Genomic DNA, 19,142 nt, shown 5'->3' with positions numbered 1-19,142 from the left:
TTGTTATGGTCAAAGCGGTCGGGTTCGGTCCGCTCGCTGGTGTCCTAGCACTCGCTTTCAAAACTATCGGATTCTTCGCGAAACTCCTCGCAGAGGAAATCGAAGATATCGACCGTGGGCAGATGGAGGCGATCACTGCTGTCGGCGGGACGCCTGTCCAGACGTATGTCTATGGCGTTCTCCCACAGGTAATGCCCCGGATTGTTGGACTGTCGATCTACCGGCTGGACATCAACCTCCGTCACAGCACTGTCGTCGGGATTGTCGGAGCGGGTGGTATCGGGATCACGCTGCTGAACTCCTTCGATAAGTACGATTACCAGTTCAGCATGGCGATTATCGCTGTCATCGTGGCGATCGTCATGGTCGGTGAAGGTGTCAGCGCTCTCGTCCGGAGGCGGATCCAATAATGTCAAACAGCACTGACTCTTGGAGTCGGTTCGATCGACGTGAGCGCTTGCTCCGGTTCTTCGGGCTGCTGGCCGGACTTGTCATTCTCGTCGCAGCTTGGCGCGCCATGGAAGTGAATTACGGCTATGCCGTGACTGCCCCGCGTGAGCTGGCCGACCTCTTCGGCCGGATGTATCCTCCTAATGTGGGATACTCCCGGAAGATTGTGGGGCCGCTGCTCGAGACAATCAATATCTCGATTCTCGGCACGGCACTGGCCATCGTGATGGCCGTCCCAGTTGCGTTCCTCGGCGCCAGCAACACGACACCCAACAAGCCCGCGTACCTGCTGGGTAAGTTCATCATCTCGTTTACCCCGGTCGGTCAACGTCATCATCTGGGCACTGATCTTCGTGGTCATCTTTGGACCCGGGGCCCTCGCTGGCGTGCTGGCGATCTCGATCAGGTCAATCGGATTCACTGCAAAGCTAATCGCGGAAGCTATCGAGGAAATCGACCGCGGGTCTGTCGAAGCGATCACTGCAGCTGGGGCATCACCCGTTGATGTACTCATCTCAGTATCGTTCCACAGATCAAGCCGGCGTTCATCAGTGTCGCGACGCCTTCGCTGGGGATATCAACGTCAGAGCGTCGACGATCATTGGGTTCGTCGGTGCAGGCGGTAATCGGCGTCCCGCACAGACCGAGATTAATTACTTCAATTGGGAAGCCAGTCCTGACGATTCTCATCTCGATTCTGGGCCTTGTGCTCATCAGTGAAGCTATCTCGGCCTATCTGCGCAAGAAAGTAATGTAGGCGAGCCTCCAGCTCGTATCGCCTACTATTCTCCCGTCTATTTGGGAACATAATATTATAGAATACCTGTCAAAAGACTTATGTGTTTGCGGTATATATAGCCAGTGGGGCCAACGCCAGTGTCTGCCAACCTGGTTTTCCCCTTCTCCGCTTTTGCAAATCCCAGTATCTCTGGATACAGCGTCACGAGGCAAGTCATTCTGGAAGGAGAATAGGACATCGAGGCCTTGCCACGGTCCGAATACCTGAGTGTTCTTCTGGGGTTCGCTTGTTGGTGCTCGTCGCGGAAAACTTGACCACGATAACTCCATCATAGCCAGATCGACGAAGAAGTGTTCAAACCACTCTGTAGCCGCTTCGCTGCTGGCGAGACACCGGCATGACGCCAGTCGAACTTCCCGATAAGTGTCACGAGGATCTCCAGTTCCTTACTTCAGGGTAGTAAACGAATGGTGGGCAGCCGGGGGGAGTGGCGTGCAACACCATTCAAAGTCGTCATCCACGACGACAGGTTCTGGACTCGGGCCAATCGATGATTTGAGTTGGATTCGGGGAAATGGAGCAAGGACCAGAACCCAACTGACCGATATACATTTGGTAACAAAAACTCCTGTGATGTCTGCTTGCAGTTTATCGGTTCTGCGATTGGTTGCGCGGCAACGAACGCCGCTATCGGAAAGGGTGAATTGCCCAGCTGATTGTCAGCGGAAGCGTCGCAGGTACGACCATTTCTTCGCAGGAAACACCGGCGAGAGTCCCGGAATGACTGTCACTCTTTCGGCCGTCTCGCAAGCTGTTACTTCCCTGTTAGAAAACCACGAGCCGAGTGCTGGTGACTCTTCAATACCTGTCTTGCGGAACGACTATCGCCACCTATTCCGGGAGATAAAAATCGGATTTCGGTTGCCTGTGCGGGGACGAGTCCCTGAGCTTGGCGATTTTGGATGGGTTTCGATGTCGAACGATGACGACGTCGTAGGCGTCGTCCGATGCGATTGACCCCCCAACGCTGCTGATGCCTGTGACGAGATGGCCGGCGTTTTCGCTTCCGATGAACACCATTGACGCGTCTTCTCTCTTGGCCAGCTTGCGAATGGCTTTCGCGACAGCCCCAGCCGGCGCGTATCGATCACGACCGTATGTCGAAAATCAGAACTCGGACACAGGTCCATCACCTGTTCGTGTAGCGAGGTGACGACTGTCTCTAGGTCGAATTCCTCGTTTGGCTTGAGCCAGTCGCGTTCCCGAGCGTATTTCGCATTCCCTTTCCGGATGACGCTGACGGCCAACACGTCCTCCTCGAAGACTGTGCCGAACTCCGTCGCCCGGACGAGTGCTGCCTCAGCCAGTTCGGAGCCGTCGAACGGCACAACGAGTGTCATGTGCCGACTATTGGGGCGGAAGACAAGTAACATTCCCTCCATTCTTACAACGCGAGAAGGGACGCTAGGGGCCAGTACCGGATCCAGACCCGAGAGCACCCACACGTAGAACGGTCGTCCATCAACTCCCGAGGGACAACCGTTCGTCGCCCATCCGCTTGCCCTGCGCAACGAGCCGCTCTCCGTAGTCGGTCCGGGCCTCGTCCCAAGACGCCAGTGCGCCTCCAAGCGAACTGTGGCGGCCGAGGGGCAGCCTTGAGTTCAACGGCGTCACTGGCCGCCTTTGCAGTGCCGGCAGCAGTATGCGGTCGCGCGACGAACGCCGCATCACCCAGCAGACAGGCCCTGCCGACTGTCATCTGGGGGCTCTGGAGATCGTAAATCGCCTGCACAAAGGGGGTTGCTGTTGTTGCAACGAGGTCGGCAAACACAGGTGGCAGTATCTCGGTCGCCCGCTCACGCTGGCGAGTTTCGACGGGATCTTGGAGCTGTCCCGGTGAGACGCTGAACTGGTGGTTCGTGCCAGTCGTGTCTGTGAAGACAGTCTCACGCTCTCGCCCGGAGAGTGTGTCGTACCAGACCCAGTTGAGACGGCGGTCTCCGGGGGCTGTGCTGCCGTCTCCACCGGGGATGAAGTACGCGAGAATAAGCATTCGTTCCCCCTGATAAAACGTGAAACGGCCATCGAACGCGTCGATGACTGTGTCCGAAAGGTCTGCTTCCGGGACGACACCACGCCAGGCGACGTAGTCGGCAAACGTAGCCTCGGTGTCGGGAAACAGCTGCTCACGTGCTGTGGACTGCCCGCCGTCGGCAGCGACGACCAGCTCTGTGGTAGTCTGCTCCCCATCGGCGAATCGAACCGTGCCGTCTGTGGCCCTGATTCCCGTGACCGTCCGGCCGGTGTGGTACCGGTCATCCGGGAACGCTGCCCGCAACTGTCGGTAGACCGCGTCCCAAGACGTAAACACCATCGAATCCGCTTTTGACGTCCGAACATCGCCGTTAGCAGTCAGAAAGCGACGTTCACTGGCTCGGGTGGTTATGTTTGTCGGGTCGACGATGTCGTGACGTGAGAGGAACTGGCGAATTGATTGTTGGGCGACGATGCCGCCGCCGCGGCTTCGGAGGGTGCCAGTCGATTGCTCGGCGATAGTTACGTCGTGGCCTGCACTGTCGAGAGCGATGCCGGTAAACAGGCCGCCCATCGACCCGCCGGAGATGGTAACAGACACGGAATCGGCTGGTTCGTTGGCGAGGTCTTGGGACACAGACCTCTTCAGCGCCTGCCGTATGAAAGGCCACTGGTTTGCCGGGCAGTGACACGCTCGCTCCCGGATATCAGCTCTGTGCGGCTCTAGTGACGCTTTTGTGATGATTTCGCTGTAAATCGTTCTGCTACGGACTCGCGGCGGTGACATCGAACCGAGTCGGACTATTAATGTCAGTCTACACTAAACACGACGTATGCGAGTCGCGGCAGTCGGAATCGGCGGCGCTGGGGGCCGGATCGTTGAGCGGCTGTGGCAGGACAACAAACGCCGCGATACGACGTATCTCGGGGCGGCCTGTGCCATCGATACGGACACCGAAGCGCTCGACGAACTCGACGCACTCCCGGACGACCGGCGGTATACCTTTGGACTCTCCGAAACAAATGGGACTGGGACGAACGGGGACCGGACGACTGGCACCGCCGCCATCGAAGACGAACGGCTCGAAGTACGACGGGCGCTAGACCAACTGGTAACGAGCGACATCGACGCCATCCTTCTCGTGGCCGGGCTTGCTGGCGGGACGGGCAGTGGCACTACGGCCCACATCGCTGCCGCACTCCGAGAGATTTACACGATTCCCGTCTACTGTCTATCGGTGTTGCCTGCCGGCAGGGACAACGGAGCAGCCACAAACACGCTCCAAGCACTCCGGGCGCTGGAAGCGACCGTCGACGGGCAGATACTGTTCGACAACGACGTGTGGCTTGGGAGTGGGCAGACCGGTCGAGGCAGCCACCGAGACGCTGAACGAGACCGTTGTGACGCGGCTGGGTGCGTTATTCGCAGCTGGTGAGGCGACGGCAGCCGATGCTGTGGGCCAGAGTGTCGTCGACGCCAGTGAGATAATCAATACCTTCTCAGACTCGGGTTTCACAACGCTTGGCTATGCCAGTCAGGAACTGCAAGCGAACGATGGCCGCGATAACGGGACAGTTATAGACCAGCTCAGGAACCGTTTTCTCGGCGGCGAATCCGAGGATGTCGATGAAATCGAGGCATACAACGCCGTCGAGACGACACTTCGCCGAGCGGTGCGTGGCAAACTGACGGCGGAGTGCGAACTAGATTCAGCCGACAGGGCTCTGGCCGTGTTTGCCGGGCCACCCGCGTGGTTGATTCGGGATGCCGTTACAGACGGTCGGCGATGGCTCACGGAGGAACTCCAGTCACCGGAGGTTCGGAGCGGTGATATGCCCACGCCCGACCGGGACACGTTGTCGGTACTGGTCGTGCTTAGCGGCGTCACAGAACTCCCGCGCCTGACGGAACTCAAAACGCTGGTCGAAGACTCAAGATGAGGAGACTGCATTTGTACCAACTGGAGGGGACTCCAGTTAATCCTGCTTCTACCTGAGAGGCAGCAAATCTCACCCAGCAACGTCGGTGGCCCCGCCGATGGGACCAAGACGGCCGGCCTTTACTGTGGACGAGCAATGTAGATGCTCGGGTAGAGCGACCCCTATCCGGCGAGGTCACTGCTGGAGAGATAGCCAGCATAAACCCCTTCGTCGGCAAGGTAGAAGCCCTCCATGTCTCTGGTGGGCAACTACGGACCCTCTTGATGCGGCCTTCCGTCCCCACCGCGACGACGGACGGCTCTGGCATGGCGACGACAGCGGGATGACCGTTGAGTTCGATTCTGAGACTGGACGGCTAATCAGTGTGGCAGTCAACGGCCAGAATCTGGAAGTCAGTCGAGAGTACAGACTCGCAACCAACTCCTCCGTCACAGCCAGCGATGACTGGCCGATTCCACACGAAGCAACCGCCGATTCGTTCGGTCCCCCGTTCAAGATCGCCGCAGACTACGCTCGCGAAGAGGGTATCACTGTCCGAGTAGGGGGACGACTCCGAGACTGCTGACTAGTTCTCGTTATGGATGGTCCCTTCTGTACTGCCTCCATCAGGCACCGACTGGCTTAGAACTACCCTGTAGTAACCAACAATACTTGCTAGCAACAGGCCTTGTTTAGACTCTTTCATAGACTGCCCCTATTCAGTCGATGTTCGGGCGCAAGGATGGCCACAGAGACGTTTCCGCCTGCGTCTCTCGTGGCATAGATGTCACTGCTGGTGAATACCTTCTTAACGGTACGAAGTAAATGACCGCGCATGGGACTGCGCTGTGAGCTATTTGGACACGACTTCGGGGAGTCGACGATAGAGAAGTCGTATGACGAAGGCAAGCGCGGCACTGTTCTGACTGTTCGGGAATACAGGTCTTGCAAGCGCTGTGAGCATATCTGGGATATCTCTGAGAACCAAGGCCTGATATCGACCATAGAAGACTCGAAAGCAAATAGCGAGGAGTCGGATGACGTCGAACACAGAACCGAAACCAAGCGGCAAACGGGGGTGGGAGAGCATGCAGAGGACAGGGCTGAAGCGACAGACCCGATGCAGGCGACGGACGAACCGGAACCGACCGATACGCCCGCATCGACGGTGACCGTGTCAGACAACGTGGCAGAACCATCTCCAGATGCGGAGGCGAGTGGCGAGCCATCAGCGGCGACCGAATCGGCGCGTCTGGAGACGACCGATGACGCCGTGATACTGCCTGCGTCAGAGACACAAGAACCGGATGACGACAACTACACGCCGCCGAATAGTGACGGTGCAGTCATCATTGATGATGCTGCTACAGGCACGGCAGACTCGTCGTCTGAAACCCCCGAAAAATCGGATACTGGCAACGGTCGAGACGGGCATTCGCATACGGCGGCCCACTCAAAACATACTACAAGCGACTCGGTTCCGACGTATCAGTGTCCAAGGTGTGGGTTCGAGCTCCCCGTGAGTAAATCGTCGTTCTTTACCGGTGATGTGTGCCCACAGTGTCGGTCGGCTACCTCGAGGACGTAGCGGATAGTGAGTCGTCGTCGCCCGATGCGGCGTAACTTCGTGGAGAGGTGGTCGATGTCAGCCGGTATTTTCGCGACTAGAGTCCGTTCAGTAGTTTTGAAACAGTAGTTTTCGGACGTCGTCTTTCGTCCGTGCGCTTACCGTGGAACCGTCGGGGAGTGTGACTTCGTATGGTTCGTCATTCTCGTCTGATCGGGTCCACTTCTCGTCATGTTCGGTTAACAAGCGGTTGGCAGCGGAAAGAGTGTCACTCGGAGTGTCGTCAGGTGCCTCGGTCGACTCGGCCGCGTCGGAGCTTTCGGTGGTGTCGGGCGACGAACTGGTCTGTGTCGACGTACTGTTCTGTGCGACGCCGTCGTCTGGCATGTCCCCTGCCCTAGTTGGGTTGGCGGCCGCCTCACCCTCATCCCCTTCGTTCGCTCTTTGTTCAGGTTCGATATCCGCGAGGCGAGCCGCAAGTTCACTCGTTCCAAGTGCTGAGAGGAGTTTCCCTCGCATCTCGTCGGCCTCAATACCGCTCCCGGGAACTTCCGGCACCTCAGACGCAATGTGTTGGAGCTCCGGATACTCAGCCGAGGCAATACGCTCGTAGTCGGTACGGCCTATGCCTTGCTCGTCTTCGAGCTTGTCCGGCGGTGTGTATGTGTCGAGGAGGTAGTCAACGACATCTTGCGTGCGAATATGACCGTATGTCTCGATGAATGCGTCTTCAAGATCATCCTTAACCGATGCCAAATCCGCCTGTTGCGTGTCTGTAATCTCGATCTCCGGCATTGCCTCCACCATCGGTCGCCCATCTCATAACTCGTTCCCTAAACGGCGAGAACTGACGGAACCATTGTATAGGAGAGACACGCATAGTGTAGTATGCGGTGTCCCCGCTGCGACTCCGACCTCAGCACGTATACGCTTGCGACCGCCGACCAGACAGCGATCGTCTGTGAATCGTGCGGCTTCGCGGACATCTCTGCGTCGCATCACAACGAGGCATCCCCTCCAGAGTCATGGGAATTCGCTCTCGCTCGTTTCAACCAGCATCCTGATTCTAACCTCGGTAAACCCGAAAATACTGGCCGTACACCCAGCGTTCCGATTCCAGAAAGGGACGAGCCCACAGACCGACCAGAGTTCTCGCTTGAACAGGCTGGTGTCGCGGTGGGTGTCTCTTTAGGGTCTGACGTGAACAAGCTCCGACAGGATGCCGCTGACGAACTGAACCGCGTTATCGACGAGAGGGAAACTGAACAGCGCAGAGCGGTTACAGCCAAATGCGACGAGAGCGACGAAAACAGTCAAAATACGGAAACTGAAGCCGATAAAAACGGGGCAGAAACCGAGTAGCCTCCGACGTCGGTTGTATTACCTGAAACGAGGACCAGTAGTGTATCCCGACTGACGCCGGTGAACCGTGCTTCTATTCGAGACCAACCGTTACTCGGCGGTGGTGTCAGGTTCTTCGGTCTGCTCGCTTTGCCCCTCGCGCTCTTCTTCCGACCGCGCTGCGACGAGTGCACCCTGTGCGACACTATATAGTGGATTCTCGGCTTGGCGGACGTCACTGATCGAGAACGGTATCTCAGATTCGTTGATCCGTTCGGCAAACAGCTCTTCGAAGCCGTCAGGACTGGATGTCCCACCAGTCACGACGACCGGGACATCTAGTCCCTCCTCGACATCTTCCTCATCGACCTCACTGATGATGTTTTCGATGACATAGTCGAGCAGATTGTCGTAATAGATACTCAGCGCACCTTCGATACCGCCGACGTCCGTCTCGAAATTGAGCGCGAAGTCTTCTTCTTTAACGGAGGTAACCTTATCTACGGGTGTGCCTGTTGCCTGTGCAGCCTGCTCGTCGATCCAGTCGCCACCACGTGCGATAGAGAACTTCATTACGGGGACCGCATAGTATGACAGACAAACGTTGGTCATTCCGGCGCCAAAGCTGATACCGAGTCCGGTGAACTCACGATTTGCAAGCTCGGAGTAGATGACGGCCATCCCTTCATTGATCGGTTCTGGGCTGTAGCCCATATCAGTGAGCAGGGATTCGATCGTCTTCTGATGATACAGTGTCGAGACATCGGCATCGATTGGGTCCGCAGGAACCGAGAAAAACAGGCGCTCGTTCGGGAACTCCGGCTGTCCCACCACCTGTTCAGTAATGAGCTTAATCATCGGGATCGCTGATTGCTCGTCGCTTGAGAGTATCCCGGCTTGCATCGGGCGGCGTGTCTCCTCACTGAAGATGTTCGCGAAATTCAGGGCGTCATCGCCAACGATGTAGACCCGGTCATCCTTGCGGATGTGGAGAACATCACTTCTCGACAGCATCTGTTCGGCCATGTCGCTGTAGTCAATTTCGACGAAAGAGTTCCGCTGCTGCACGAATACCGTCTCGTTACCGTCTTGACGTGCAGACAGGAGGTTCATCGTACCGACATCGAGACCTTGGGGCATACAGTTGTATTCCTCCCACCAAGTTGAAAAAACTATCCTGTTTTGTTCCAACAAGTAACCTTTTATTTATGAAAACTCAGATTGACTGACTCGTAGGGACATAATAATACGATCACACTCACGCAACGAGAGAAGCACAGCGGAGTGTCTGTGGAGGAGTTCAGTCCGCTTATTCAAAAAACCATGACCGAAGACGACTAACAATGCCTTGTTGCTCTTTGACACCGGTTTCCACATCGTCATCTTCGCCCTGCTCATTTCGAAACTGCGTGAGAGCGTTGACCTGATCTTCGGTGCCGGCGCTTCGCTCAGTCTTTGATTGGCCACCCTGTAGCTGCCTGAGCCCATCCACCGCGTCATCAACATCATTGCTGTCGGCTCGGGTCGTGGTTGCCTCAGAATTCTCGATAGCCGTCCGATCGAGGTCCGAGTCCGTTTCTGGCATATCCAGATTTAACCGCTTAGTTTTGGGCTGCTGTTCGACGCCACCCCACGATAGTTCCGCCCCTTCTAGTGCCTGTTCGATATCGTTGTCCACATCTGCTTTGCTGACAGACTCAGACTCGCTCTCGGCCGACTCAACCGGTTCAGTTGACTCGCCTGTGCTTGTCGCTTTCTCGAGGTAGTGTGCAACCAGCGCCGCCCCTGTCGAGGCCGCAAGCATGACCAGCCCAGTGGCGTAAACGCTGATTGTCCAGACGCTACCGTTGATTCCGCCACTATTCGTCCATCCATACGGAAAGACATCAACCAGAATTATGGTTGCGGCGAGACAGAATAACGTGCCAGCGGCACTAACGATCCGAGTTTTGAAACCGACCGGGAGGAGCACGACGACGCTCAACAGCACGGAGGGCAGTCCGATGAACCCGACGACGAGCGCAACCTCACGAATCTGCCAGTACAGTGTGCTCCCGGATTCTAGAACGTTACTGTACAGAAAGAGGCAGAATCCGACGATGGCAAGCGTGACCCCAGCGAAGAAGAGGCCAAATCCAACATAGATGTCTCGCTCTTTGGCTGGTTCACCGACATATTCGCGATAAAGCGATGTAAGCGTGTCACGATAGCCCGACACGGGATCGGCAGACTCGGGGGACCTGTCCGATGTAGATGCAGAGCTCATTCAATTTGTTATTTCGTTCGGATGGGTGTTAAAGATAGGCTTACCCTATCTCGTTCAATCCTGCCTGCAAGGGGGAGGGGAAGATGCAACACGCTGGTTCAGGTACGCGAGGGAGTCACTCCTTCCTTGATTGTGATCCCTTCGTTCTGAATGTGGATGAAAATAGTCTGTTCGGGTTCATCAGAGACTGTCACGGTAGCGACTGATTCGTGTTGTTGATCGAGAACGGCTTTAACCTTGTAGCAGCCAGCCTGTAGCAAGTTGACCGAACAGCCGGACTGGCCTGACAAGAGCTGATAGTGTGCCGTATGACAACACACTTTGTTGTCGTCGTATATTTCTATGCCGATATCACGCTTGGTATCCGTGGTGTTTCTGACGTGGAGGTCTTCACGCGCCAGACGCCACTGTTCACTGGTCGTCGAGAGAAGCTTACGACTGCTGGAGGGCATGTCGACATTGTACCTATGCTGCAGTTACGAATATGTCTTTTGGATGGACAGTACTTTCCCATGTCACTAATATAATACACATGTAATATTAATATGAAATGGTCTTCAAATGATACTTATTCAGGTCTAATCTGGTAACTTATTTCTCAAATATCTCGGAAGCACAAGAAGCTAAATAACAGTGCAGAGCACACGAAACTGGGGCGTCGATGTCAGGGTGTCACCCACAGACGCACAACACGCCTCCGTGACTACAAATACGTAGCAACGCCCCACCGGAGCGACCGTCGTCTCTGGGGGCGGCCGTACAAGGATTGGTCAATATGGTTCGACGGACTGCATAGACAGCCCTCTCAGTGGCCGGGTCGCCCGCACGAACCGGCTACCTAATGACAGGTTCAACCGGTAGTTACTGACCGGAGAAGCCTCCTTGGGAGTGGCTACGCTGTCGCATCAGTGGCGAACCGTCGCCGACAGCGACGACTCTGTCCTCGACTCGCGGCGTTCAACCAACATCGATGACTCATCACGACAGAACAAGTGAATCAGGTCAGGTTAACCGGTAATGCTCTGTGAGGTCTTGATAGTGTGTATGCGACACATATCCTGTGTGACGGCTGAACACGGCCGGTTCGAGACCGTCCATTTATATACTCCCCTCCCATCGGATATGATGCGAAGGTCGCACCGGGCAGCGAGCCCGGGTCGACACGCTCGGGTGGCCACCTAGGTCGGCCGAGCTACGAGAAATTCTCGCCTTCCCTTCTGGGGTTGGCGAGGTTTCATCCCATGAGGATTCCACCCCTGCGGTCCGCCGTCAAGATGGAATCTGATGTGAGCCCACGGACCCATGCAGTAGTCAACACTGGCGTAGGAACCAGTGTGTTAGCTTCCGACGGAGTGCAACCACTTCCGCCGCTGATGTATATCAGCACATTCCGGTTGATCCTGCCGGAGGCCATTGCTATCGGAGTCCGATTTAGCCATGCTAGTTGCACGAGTTTAGACTCGTAGCATATAGCTCAGTAACACGTGGCCAAACTACCCTACAGACCGCGATAACCTCGGGAAACTGAGGCCAATAGCGGATATTACTCTCAGGCTGGAGTGCCGAGAGTGAGAACGTTTCCGGCGCTGTAGGATGTGGCTGCGGCCGATTAGGTAGATGGTGGGGTAACGGCCCACCATGCCGATAATCGGTACAGGTTGTGAGAGCAAGAGCCTGGAGACGGTATCTGAGACAAGATACCGGGCCCTACGGGGCGCAGCAGGCGCGAAACCTTTACACTGCACGACAGTGCGATAGGGGGACTCCGAGTGTGAGGGCATATAGCCCTCGCTTTTCTGTACCGTAAGGTGGTACAGGAACAAGGACTGGGCAAGACCGGTGCCAGCCGCCGCGGTAATACCGGCAGTCCAAGTGATGGCCGATATTATTGGGCCTAAAGCGTCCGTAGCTTGCTGTGTAAGTCCATTGGGAAATCGACCAGCTCAACTGGTCGGCGTCGGTGGAAACTACACAGCTTGGGGCCGAGAGACTCAACGGGTACGTCCGGGGTAGGAGTGAAATCCTGTAATCCTGGACGGACCACCAATGGGGAAACCACGTTGAGAGACCGGACCCGACAGTGAGGGACGAAAGCCAGGGTCTCGAACCGGAATTAGATACCCGGGTAGTCCTGGCTGTAAACAATGCTCGCTAGGTATGTCACGCGCCATGAGCACGTGATGTGCCGTAGTGAAGACGATAAGCGAGCCGCCTGGGAAGTACGTCCGCAAGGATGAAACTTAAAGGAATTGGCGGGGGAGCACCACAACCGGAGGAGCCTGCGGTTTAATTGGACTCAACGCCGGACATCTCACCGGTCCCGACAGTAGTAATGACAGTCAGGTTGACGACTTTACTCGACGCTACTGAGAGGAGGTGCATGGCCGCCGTCAGCTCGTACCGTGAGGCGTCCTGTTAAGTCAGGCAACGAGCGAGACCCACACTTCTAGTTGCCAGCAACACCCTGCGGTGGTTGGGTACACTAGGAGGACTGCCATTGCTAAAATGGAGGAAGGAATGGGCAACGGTAGGTCAGTATGCCCCGAATGGACCGGGCAACACGCGGGCTACAATGGCTATGACAGTGGGATGCAACGCCGAGAGGCGAAGCTAATCTCCAAACGTAGTCGTAGTTCGGATTGCGGGCTGAAACCCGCCCGCATGAAGCTGGATTCGGTAGTAATCGCGTGTCAGAAGCGCGCGGTGAATACGTCCCTGCTCCTTGCACACACCGCCCGTCAAAGCACCCGAGTGGGGTCCGGATGAGGCCGTCATGCGACGGTCGAATCTGGGCTCCGCAAGGGGGCTTAAGTCGTAACAAGGTAGCCGTAGAGGAATCTGCGGCTGGATCACCTCCTACTGACCGGGATCAGGGCTTTGCCCTGACCCACCTACATTGACTGGTGACCACAAGTCACCGCGAGTCGGTAAGCGCCGACTACTGCATGGGCCCGCTGGGCTCACACGACCTATCCGAGGCGGATATCCCCTCACGGGGATGTCGGGTGCAACTCCCGACGGGTCCGTACTTCGTACCACCGCCGAATCCGTCCCCTTAAGTGTGGGACGGGCGTTCGAGTGTGGTACGACGACAGATGCACCAAGCCGGGTGAAACCGCGCTTGGGAAGGGTCCGATCGCCCACCATCTCCACCTTGGGGGCGAGAATGAAACCGTGTGTACGTGCGATCCAGGCGTCCACTGGACTCGTTCAGTTGAACGAGTCACAACGACGTTGGCTACTATGCCAGCTGGTGGATTGCTCGGCTCAGGCGCTGATGAAGGACGTGCCAAGCTGCGATAAGCCATGGGGAGCCCGCACGGAGGCGAAGAACCATGGATTTCCGAATGAGAATCTCTCTAACAATTGCTTCGCGCAATGAGGAACCCCGAGAACTGAAACATCTCAGTATCGGGAGGAAAAGAAACGCAATGTGATGTCGTCAGTAACCGCGAGTGAACGCGATACAGCCCAAACCGAAGCCCTCACGGGCAATGTGGTGTCAGGGCTACCTCTCATCAGCCGACCGTCTCGAGGAAGTCTCTTGGAACAGAGCGTGATACAGGGTGACAACCCCGTATTCGAGACCAGTAGGCTGTGCGGTAGTGCCAGAGTAGCGGGGGTTGGATATCCCTCGCGAATAACGCAGGCATCGACTGCGAAGGCTAAACACAACCTGAGACCGATAGTGAACAGTAGTGAACGAACGCTGCAAAGTACCCTCAGAAGGGAGGCGAAATAGAGCATGAAATCAGTTGGCGATCGAGCGACAGGGCATACAAGGTCCCATGACGAATGAGGGAGACGCGAGTCTCCAGTAAGACTCACGGGAAGCCGATGTTCTGTCGTACGTTTTGAAAAACGAGCCAGGGAGTGTGTCTGTATGGCAAGTCTAACCGGAGTATCCGGGGAGGCACAGGGAAACCGACATGGCCGCAGGGCTTTGCCCGAGGGCCGCCGTCTTCAAGGGCGGGGAGCCATATGGACACGACCCGAATCCGGACGATCTACGCATGGACAAGATGAAGCGTGCCGAAAGGCACGTGGAAGTCTGTTAGAGTTGGTGTCCTACAATACCCTCTCGTGATCTATGTGTAGGGGTGAAAGGCCCATCGAGTCCGGCAACAGCTGGTTCCAATCGAAACATGTCGAAGCATGACCTCCGCCGAGGTAGTCTGTGGGGTAGAGCGACCGATTGGTGTGTCCGCCTCCGAGAGGAGTCGGCACACCTGTCAAACTCCAAACCTACAGACGCTGTTTGACGGGGATTCCGGTGCGCGGGGTAAGCCTGTGTACCAGGAGGGGAACAACCCAGAGATAGGTTAAGGTCCCCAAGTGTGGATTAAGTGTAATCCTCTGAAGGTGGTCTCGAGCCCTAGACAGCCGGGAGGTGAGCTTAGAAGCAGCTACCTCTAAGAAAAGCGTAACAGCTTACCGGCCGAGGTTTGAGGCGCCCAAAATGATCGGGACTCAAATCCACCACCGAGACCTGTCCGTACCACTGATACTGGTAATCGAGTAGATTGGCGCTCGCATTGGGTGGAAGCAGGGATGAGAATTCCTGTGGACCGATGCGTGACGAAAATCCTGGCCATAGTAGCAGCGATAGTCGGGTGAGAACCCCGACGGCCTAATGGATAAGGGTTCCTCAGCACTGCTGATCAGCTGAGGGTTAGCCGGTCCTAAGTCTCACCGCAACTCGACTGAGACGAAATGGGAAACGGGTTAATATTCCCGTGCCATCATGCAGTGAAAGTTGACGCCCTGGGGTCGATCACGCCGGGCTTTCGCCCGGTCGAACCGTCAAACTCCGTGGAAACCGTAATGGTACGAAGCGGACGAACGGCGGCATAGGGAAACGTGATTCAACCTGGGGCCCATGAAAAGACGAGCATGATGTCCGTACCGAGAACCGACACAGGTGTCCATGGCGGCGAAAGCCAAGGCCTGTCGGGAGCAACCAACGTTAGGGAATTCGGCAAGTTAGTCCCGTACCTTCGGAAGAAGGGATGCCTGCTCCGGAACGGAGCAGGTCGCAGTGACTCGGAAGCTCGGACTGTCTAGTAACAACATAGGTGACCGCAAATCCGCAAGGACTCGTACGGTCACTGAATCCTGCCCAGTGCAGGTATCTGAACACCTCGTACAAGAGGACGAAGGACCTGTCAACGGCGGGGGTAACTATGACCCTCTTAAGGTAGCGTAGTACCTTGCCGCATCAGTAGCGGCTTGCATGAATGGATTAACCAGAGCTTCACTGTCCCAACGTTGGGCCCGGTGAACTGTACATTCCAGTGCGGAGTCTGGAGACACCCAGGGGGAAGCGAAGACCCTATGGAGCTTTACTGCAGGCTGTCGCTGAGACGTGGTCGCCGATGTGCAGCATAGGTAGGAGACATTACACAGGTACCCGCGCTAGCGGGCCACCGAGTCAACAGTGAAATACTACCCGTCGGTGACTGCGACTCTCACTCCGGGAGGAGGACACCGATAGCCGGGCAGTTTGACTGGGGCGGTACGCGCTCGAAAAGATATCGAGCGCGCCCTATGGCTATCTCAGCCGGGACAGAGACCCGGCGAAGAGTGCAAGAGCAAAAGATAGCTTGACAGTGTTCTTCCCAACGAGGAACGCTGACGCGAAAGCGTGGTCTAGCGAACCAATTAGCCTGCTTGATGCGGGCAATTGATGACAGAAAAGCTACCCTAGGGATAACAGAGTCGTCACTCGCAAGAGCACATATCGACCGAGTGGCTTGCTACCTCGATGTCGGTTCCCTCCATCCTGCCCGTGCAGAAGCGGGCAAGGGTGAGGTTGTTCGCCTATTAAAGGAGGTCGTGAGCTGGGTTTAGACCGTCGTGAGACAGGTCGGCTGCTATCTACTGGGTGTGTAATGGTGTCTGACAAGAACGACCGTATAGTACGAGAGGAACTACGGTTGGTGGCCACTGGTGTACCGGTTGTTCGAGAGAGCACGTGCCGGGTAGCCACGCCACACGGGGTAAGAGCTGAACGCATCTAAGCTCGAAACCCACTTGGAAAAGAGACACCGCAGAGGTCCCGCGTACAAGACGCGGTCGATAGACTCGGGGTGTGCGCGTCGAGGTAACGAGACGTTAAGCCCACGAGCACTAACAGACCAAAGCCATCATTCATACGCACTGTGACTCATTCACCGACGATTTAACTCGTCGCTGAACGAGTCCAGGCGCAAACTGGATCGCACGTAATCACACGGTGGAGAGTTGATCGAGACTGGTACTTTCGCGGTTCGACTCCGCGACTCGACGTTAGGCGGCCACAGCGGTGGGGTTGCCTCCCGTACCCATCCCGAACACGGAAGATAAGCCCACCAGCGTTCCGGGGAGTACTGGAGTGCGCGAGCCTCTGGGAAACGCGGTTCGCCGCCACCATTCATACCTATCATAGCTCACTCAGGAGAGTCATCTCTCCCGAGTGGGCTTTCTGTATTCACACAGAGCGACAGTTCTCAACGAGCTAGTCACACAGGAGACACGAGCCAGCGGCAGTATTAGCCGCGGTCGCTCCGGTATCTGCTAGCGGATATGAACTATTAATACTCCAACGGCGCCGAGTTAATACATGGGCGTTGTAAGTATCTCGATGCCGGATGAACTGGAAGAGCGAATCGACACGTTCGCCGACGAACACGGGTACACGGGTCGCAGTGAGGTTGTACGGGAAGCGGTCCGGAATCTGATGGGGGAGTTCGAGGACAAGCGACTGGAGGACCGCGAATTGATGGCCATCGTCACAGTGCTGTTCGACTACGAGACGACGACCGTCGAGGAGAAGATGATGCATCTCCGCCACGATCACGAGTCTATCGTCGCGTCGAACTTCCACAGCCACGTCGGCGACCGGTACTGCATGGAACTGTTCGTGCTGGAGGGCCAACTGGAGGACATCTCAGCGTTCGTCGGCAAAGTTCGAGCCACGAAGGACACGCTGTCGGTGGATTACTCGGTGCTGCCGGTCGACGACATCAACATGTTCTCATGAAACGGCGTCGACGGCGGAAAACCCTGCCGCGTGTCGGGAGTCCACGAACCGTTTGGGACCTTCAGTAGGCGTTTAAGTCGGGCCCACGTAGCCGACGGCGATGAAAGACTCTATTCTCGATACGATCGGGTCCCCGCTGGTGTCGGTTCGCGCGCCGGAAGGGGCGACGGTCGCAGCGAAGATCGAGTCGTTCAACCCTGGTGGGTCTGCCAAGGACCGACCGGCGAAGTACATGATCGACGACGCCGAGCGAAACGGATCGCTCGAACCGGGAGATACGCTCGTCGAACCGACGAGTGGGAACACCGGCATCGGAATGGCGATGGTCGGGGCGACGAAAGGGTACGATGTGGTACTGGTGATGCCATCCTCGAAGTCGCCCGAGCGCCGCCAGATAATGAAGGGATGTGCAGAGATCGAACTGGTCGAGGGCGATATTTCTGACGCGAAAGAGCGCGCGGACGAGCTGTGCGACCGTGACGACTACGTCCAGCTGCGGCAGTTCGAGAACCCAGCGAACCCGAAGGCACACTACGAGACGACGGGGCAGGAGATACGCGAACAGGTGGGCGACCGGACTGTCGACGCGCTGGTCGCGGGCGTCGGTACCGGTGGCACACTCACCGGGACCGGCCGTCGGCTGCGTGAGGCGTTCCCTGAGATGGATATTGTCGCGGTCGAACCGGCGGACAACGCCGTCCTTTCCGGGATGGAACCGGGCACTGGCGAGGACAGCTTCCAAGGGATGGGGCCGGGTTCGTCAGCGACAATCTGGATACCGACCTGCTGGACGACGTGCTGACGGTCGAGCTCTCGGATGCGGAAGACGAGTGCCGTCGACTCGCTCACGAGGAGGGCATCCTCGTCGGCCAGTCCTCTGGCGCGTCGAACCTCGCTGCGCGCGAGGTAGCTGAGCGCCTCGTCGCGGACGGCGTCGAGGACCCGCTTGTTGTCACAGTCTACTGGGACAGCGGCGAGCGGTATATGTCGACCGGAATGTTCGACTGATACAGACTGTTCTGGGCGCGGCGTAACCGAATCAGGCGCCGAACTCCGATTCAGTTACTCTGACGATGAGCGTGTCGTCTACTTCCTGAAGGTCGTACTCCGGAATAGTGTCGCCGGTCCGGGTCAGCAACATCGGGTCGACAAGTTCCGGTGGGCTGTCAGCTTCCATCGTCGCGCCCGGTCCGGGTTCAGATGTGGGTTCTGTGGCCGCTTCCGGCACGTCATCGTCGGTAGCGTCGCTGGTATCGTCTGGTTCGACAATGCCGTACACCGTGAGAAACCGACCGGTATCCTCGGGAGCAACGTCGTCGTCCCGGATCGCCGCGGCGAGGTCCCGCGAAAGCCACTCCGTCTCACTAATCGATGGGTCACGGATGAACGCGGTGTCGGCGAAGCGGACGAGATACCAGTTCAGGTCGTTCAGCAGCGCCACCGCCGCGCCGAGGCTCACAGTGTCGACGGCGATGGTGTTTTCGAATGGCTCCTGCAGGTCGTAGGTTGCGAGTGCGTTCCGTGCGGTCTCGCGAGAGAGAAGTTCGTACCGGAGATTCACGTCCTCGCTCCCGACGAGACAGACCTGCGTCATGGCTCAACCCTGACCCGCCCCGGAAATTTAGCTTTCGATGGGGACGACGACGCGGTCTTGGGCACAGGCTTCGGCGCGCTCAAACAGATCATCGGGTTCGGCCGCCCGAACTGCTTCCAGCGAGGCATTAGTTTCCGGATGTGATGGCGCGACACGGTTGCAACCGGTGTCGATTGTCGAGTCCTCGAAGGTCCCGATGGTTCGCGCGTG

At 57.0% G+C, this 19,142-nt stretch carries 12 protein-coding genes, 3 rRNA genes and 5 pseudogenes; 12 read left to right on the top strand and 8 right to left on the bottom strand.

Features of this window, described 5'->3' with window-relative positions:
* Both Har1129_RS20320 and phnE read left to right on the top strand, forming a co-directional pair.
* Window positions 1-410 (top strand): ABC transporter permease subunit (locus tag Har1129_RS20320; RefSeq protein ID WP_151102623.1); only part of this gene is annotated, 410 nt, incomplete at its 5' end.
* Window positions 410-1,207 (top strand): annotated as a pseudogene (phnE, locus tag Har1129_RS21420) (phosphonate ABC transporter, permease protein PhnE). The gene Har1129_RS20320 and the pseudogene phnE, both read left to right, overlap by 1 nt.
* Before the next feature lie 873 nt (window positions 1,208-2,080).
* On the opposite strand, the pseudogene Har1129_RS20310 reads toward phnE, so the two are convergent.
* Window positions 2,081-2,589: pseudogene (locus tag Har1129_RS20310) on the bottom strand (universal stress protein).
* Window positions 2,590-2,710: 121 nt separating this feature from the next.
* A pseudogene (locus Har1129_RS20305) lies at window positions 2,711-3,797 on the bottom strand (FAD binding domain-containing protein).
* Window positions 3,798-4,056: 259 nt separating this feature from the next.
* Here Har1129_RS20305 and Har1129_RS21095 point away from each other — a divergent pair.
* From Har1129_RS21095 to Har1129_RS20290, 4 genes are all read left to right on the top strand, one after another.
* Entirely contained in the window at window positions 4,057-4,659 is a 603-nt protein-coding gene (locus tag Har1129_RS21095; RefSeq protein ID WP_225307898.1) for a hypothetical protein, read from the top strand.
* Window positions 4,577-5,164 (top strand): hypothetical protein, encoded by a 588-nt coding sequence (locus Har1129_RS21090; protein ID WP_225307902.1) that lies wholly within the window; start codon window positions 4,577-4,579, stop codon window positions 5,162-5,164. Before Har1129_RS21095 ends, Har1129_RS21090 begins: the two co-directional genes overlap by 83 nt.
* 322 nt (window positions 5,165-5,486) lie before the next feature.
* Complete coding sequence (locus tag Har1129_RS21085) at window positions 5,487-5,729, top strand: hypothetical protein (protein ID WP_225307879.1); 243 nt, start codon at window positions 5,487-5,489, stop codon at window positions 5,727-5,729.
* A gap of 249 nt (window positions 5,730-5,978) precedes the next feature.
* Window positions 5,979-6,731, top strand: coding sequence for a hypothetical protein (locus Har1129_RS20290; RefSeq protein WP_225307897.1), 753 nt, complete (start codon window positions 5,979-5,981; stop codon window positions 6,729-6,731).
* A gap of 87 nt (window positions 6,732-6,818) precedes the next feature.
* Here the strand turns inward: Har1129_RS20290 and Har1129_RS20285 are convergent, their stop codons facing one another.
* A complete protein-coding gene (locus Har1129_RS20285) occupies window positions 6,819-7,505 on the bottom strand; it encodes a hypothetical protein (RefSeq protein ID WP_225307878.1) in 687 nt (228 codons plus the stop codon).
* Between the two features lie 93 nt (window positions 7,506-7,598).
* Here Har1129_RS20285 and Har1129_RS20280 point away from each other — a divergent pair, with 93 nt between their 5' ends.
* Window positions 7,599-8,072, top strand: a complete 474-nt coding sequence (locus tag Har1129_RS20280; protein ID WP_151102451.1) for a hypothetical protein — start codon at window positions 7,599-7,601, stop codon at window positions 8,070-8,072.
* Between the two features lie 90 nt (window positions 8,073-8,162).
* On the opposite strand, the gene Har1129_RS20275 is transcribed toward Har1129_RS20280, so the two are convergent.
* The 3 genes from Har1129_RS20275 to Har1129_RS20265 form a co-directional block, all read right to left on the bottom strand.
* Window positions 8,163-9,191: a hypothetical protein gene (locus Har1129_RS20275; protein ID WP_151102450.1), complete on the bottom strand. Its 1,029-nt coding sequence runs from the start codon at window positions 9,189-9,191 to the stop codon at window positions 8,163-8,165.
* 169 nt (window positions 9,192-9,360) lie between these two features.
* The gene (locus tag Har1129_RS20270) at window positions 9,361-10,269 is read right to left on the bottom strand and encodes a permease (protein ID WP_151102613.1); all 909 of its coding nucleotides are present in this window, start codon (window positions 10,267-10,269) and stop codon (window positions 9,361-9,363) included.
* 146 nt (window positions 10,270-10,415) lie between these two features.
* Window positions 10,416-10,769, bottom strand: coding sequence for a hypothetical protein (locus tag Har1129_RS20265; protein WP_151102449.1), 354 nt, complete (start codon window positions 10,767-10,769; stop codon window positions 10,416-10,418).
* Between the two features lie 935 nt (window positions 10,770-11,704).
* Between Har1129_RS20265 and Har1129_RS20260 the strand changes: the two genes are divergently transcribed.
* The 5 genes and pseudogenes from Har1129_RS20260 (at window position 11,705) to Har1129_RS20240 (ending at window position 18,346) form a co-directional block, all read left to right on the top strand.
* Window positions 11,705-13,175, top strand: a 16S ribosomal RNA gene (locus Har1129_RS20260).
* A 370-nt stretch (window positions 13,176-13,545) separates the two neighbouring features.
* Window positions 13,546-16,470 (top strand): 23S ribosomal RNA (locus Har1129_RS20255).
* Between the two features lie 135 nt (window positions 16,471-16,605).
* Window positions 16,606-16,728 (top strand): 5S ribosomal RNA (gene rrf, locus Har1129_RS20250).
* Together the 16S, 23S and 5S rRNA genes form the textbook arrangement of a ribosomal RNA operon.
* A 190-nt stretch (window positions 16,729-16,918) precedes the next feature.
* Window positions 16,919-17,338: a CopG family ribbon-helix-helix protein gene (locus tag Har1129_RS20245; protein ID WP_004592383.1), complete on the top strand. Its 420-nt coding sequence runs from the start codon at window positions 16,919-16,921 to the stop codon at window positions 17,336-17,338.
* A 100-nt stretch (window positions 17,339-17,438) separates the two neighbouring features.
* Window positions 17,439-18,346: pseudogene (locus Har1129_RS20240) on the top strand (PLP-dependent cysteine synthase family protein).
* Between the two features lie 31 nt (window positions 18,347-18,377).
* Here the strand turns inward: Har1129_RS20240 and Har1129_RS20235 are convergent.
* Window positions 18,378-18,932, bottom strand: coding sequence for a DUF5804 family protein (locus Har1129_RS20235; protein ID WP_151100034.1), 555 nt, complete (start codon window positions 18,930-18,932; stop codon window positions 18,378-18,380).
* A 27-nt stretch (window positions 18,933-18,959) separates the two neighbouring features.
* Window positions 18,960-19,142 (bottom strand): annotated as a pseudogene (locus tag Har1129_RS20230) (tRNA 4-thiouridine(8) synthase ThiI); the annotation flags it as partial.

Source organism: Haloarcula sp. CBA1129 (genome assembly GCF_008729015.1).
Lineage (GTDB): Archaea > Halobacteriota > Halobacteria > Halobacteriales > Haloarculaceae > Haloarcula.
This window is presented reverse-complemented; position numbering and strand designations above follow the sequence as displayed.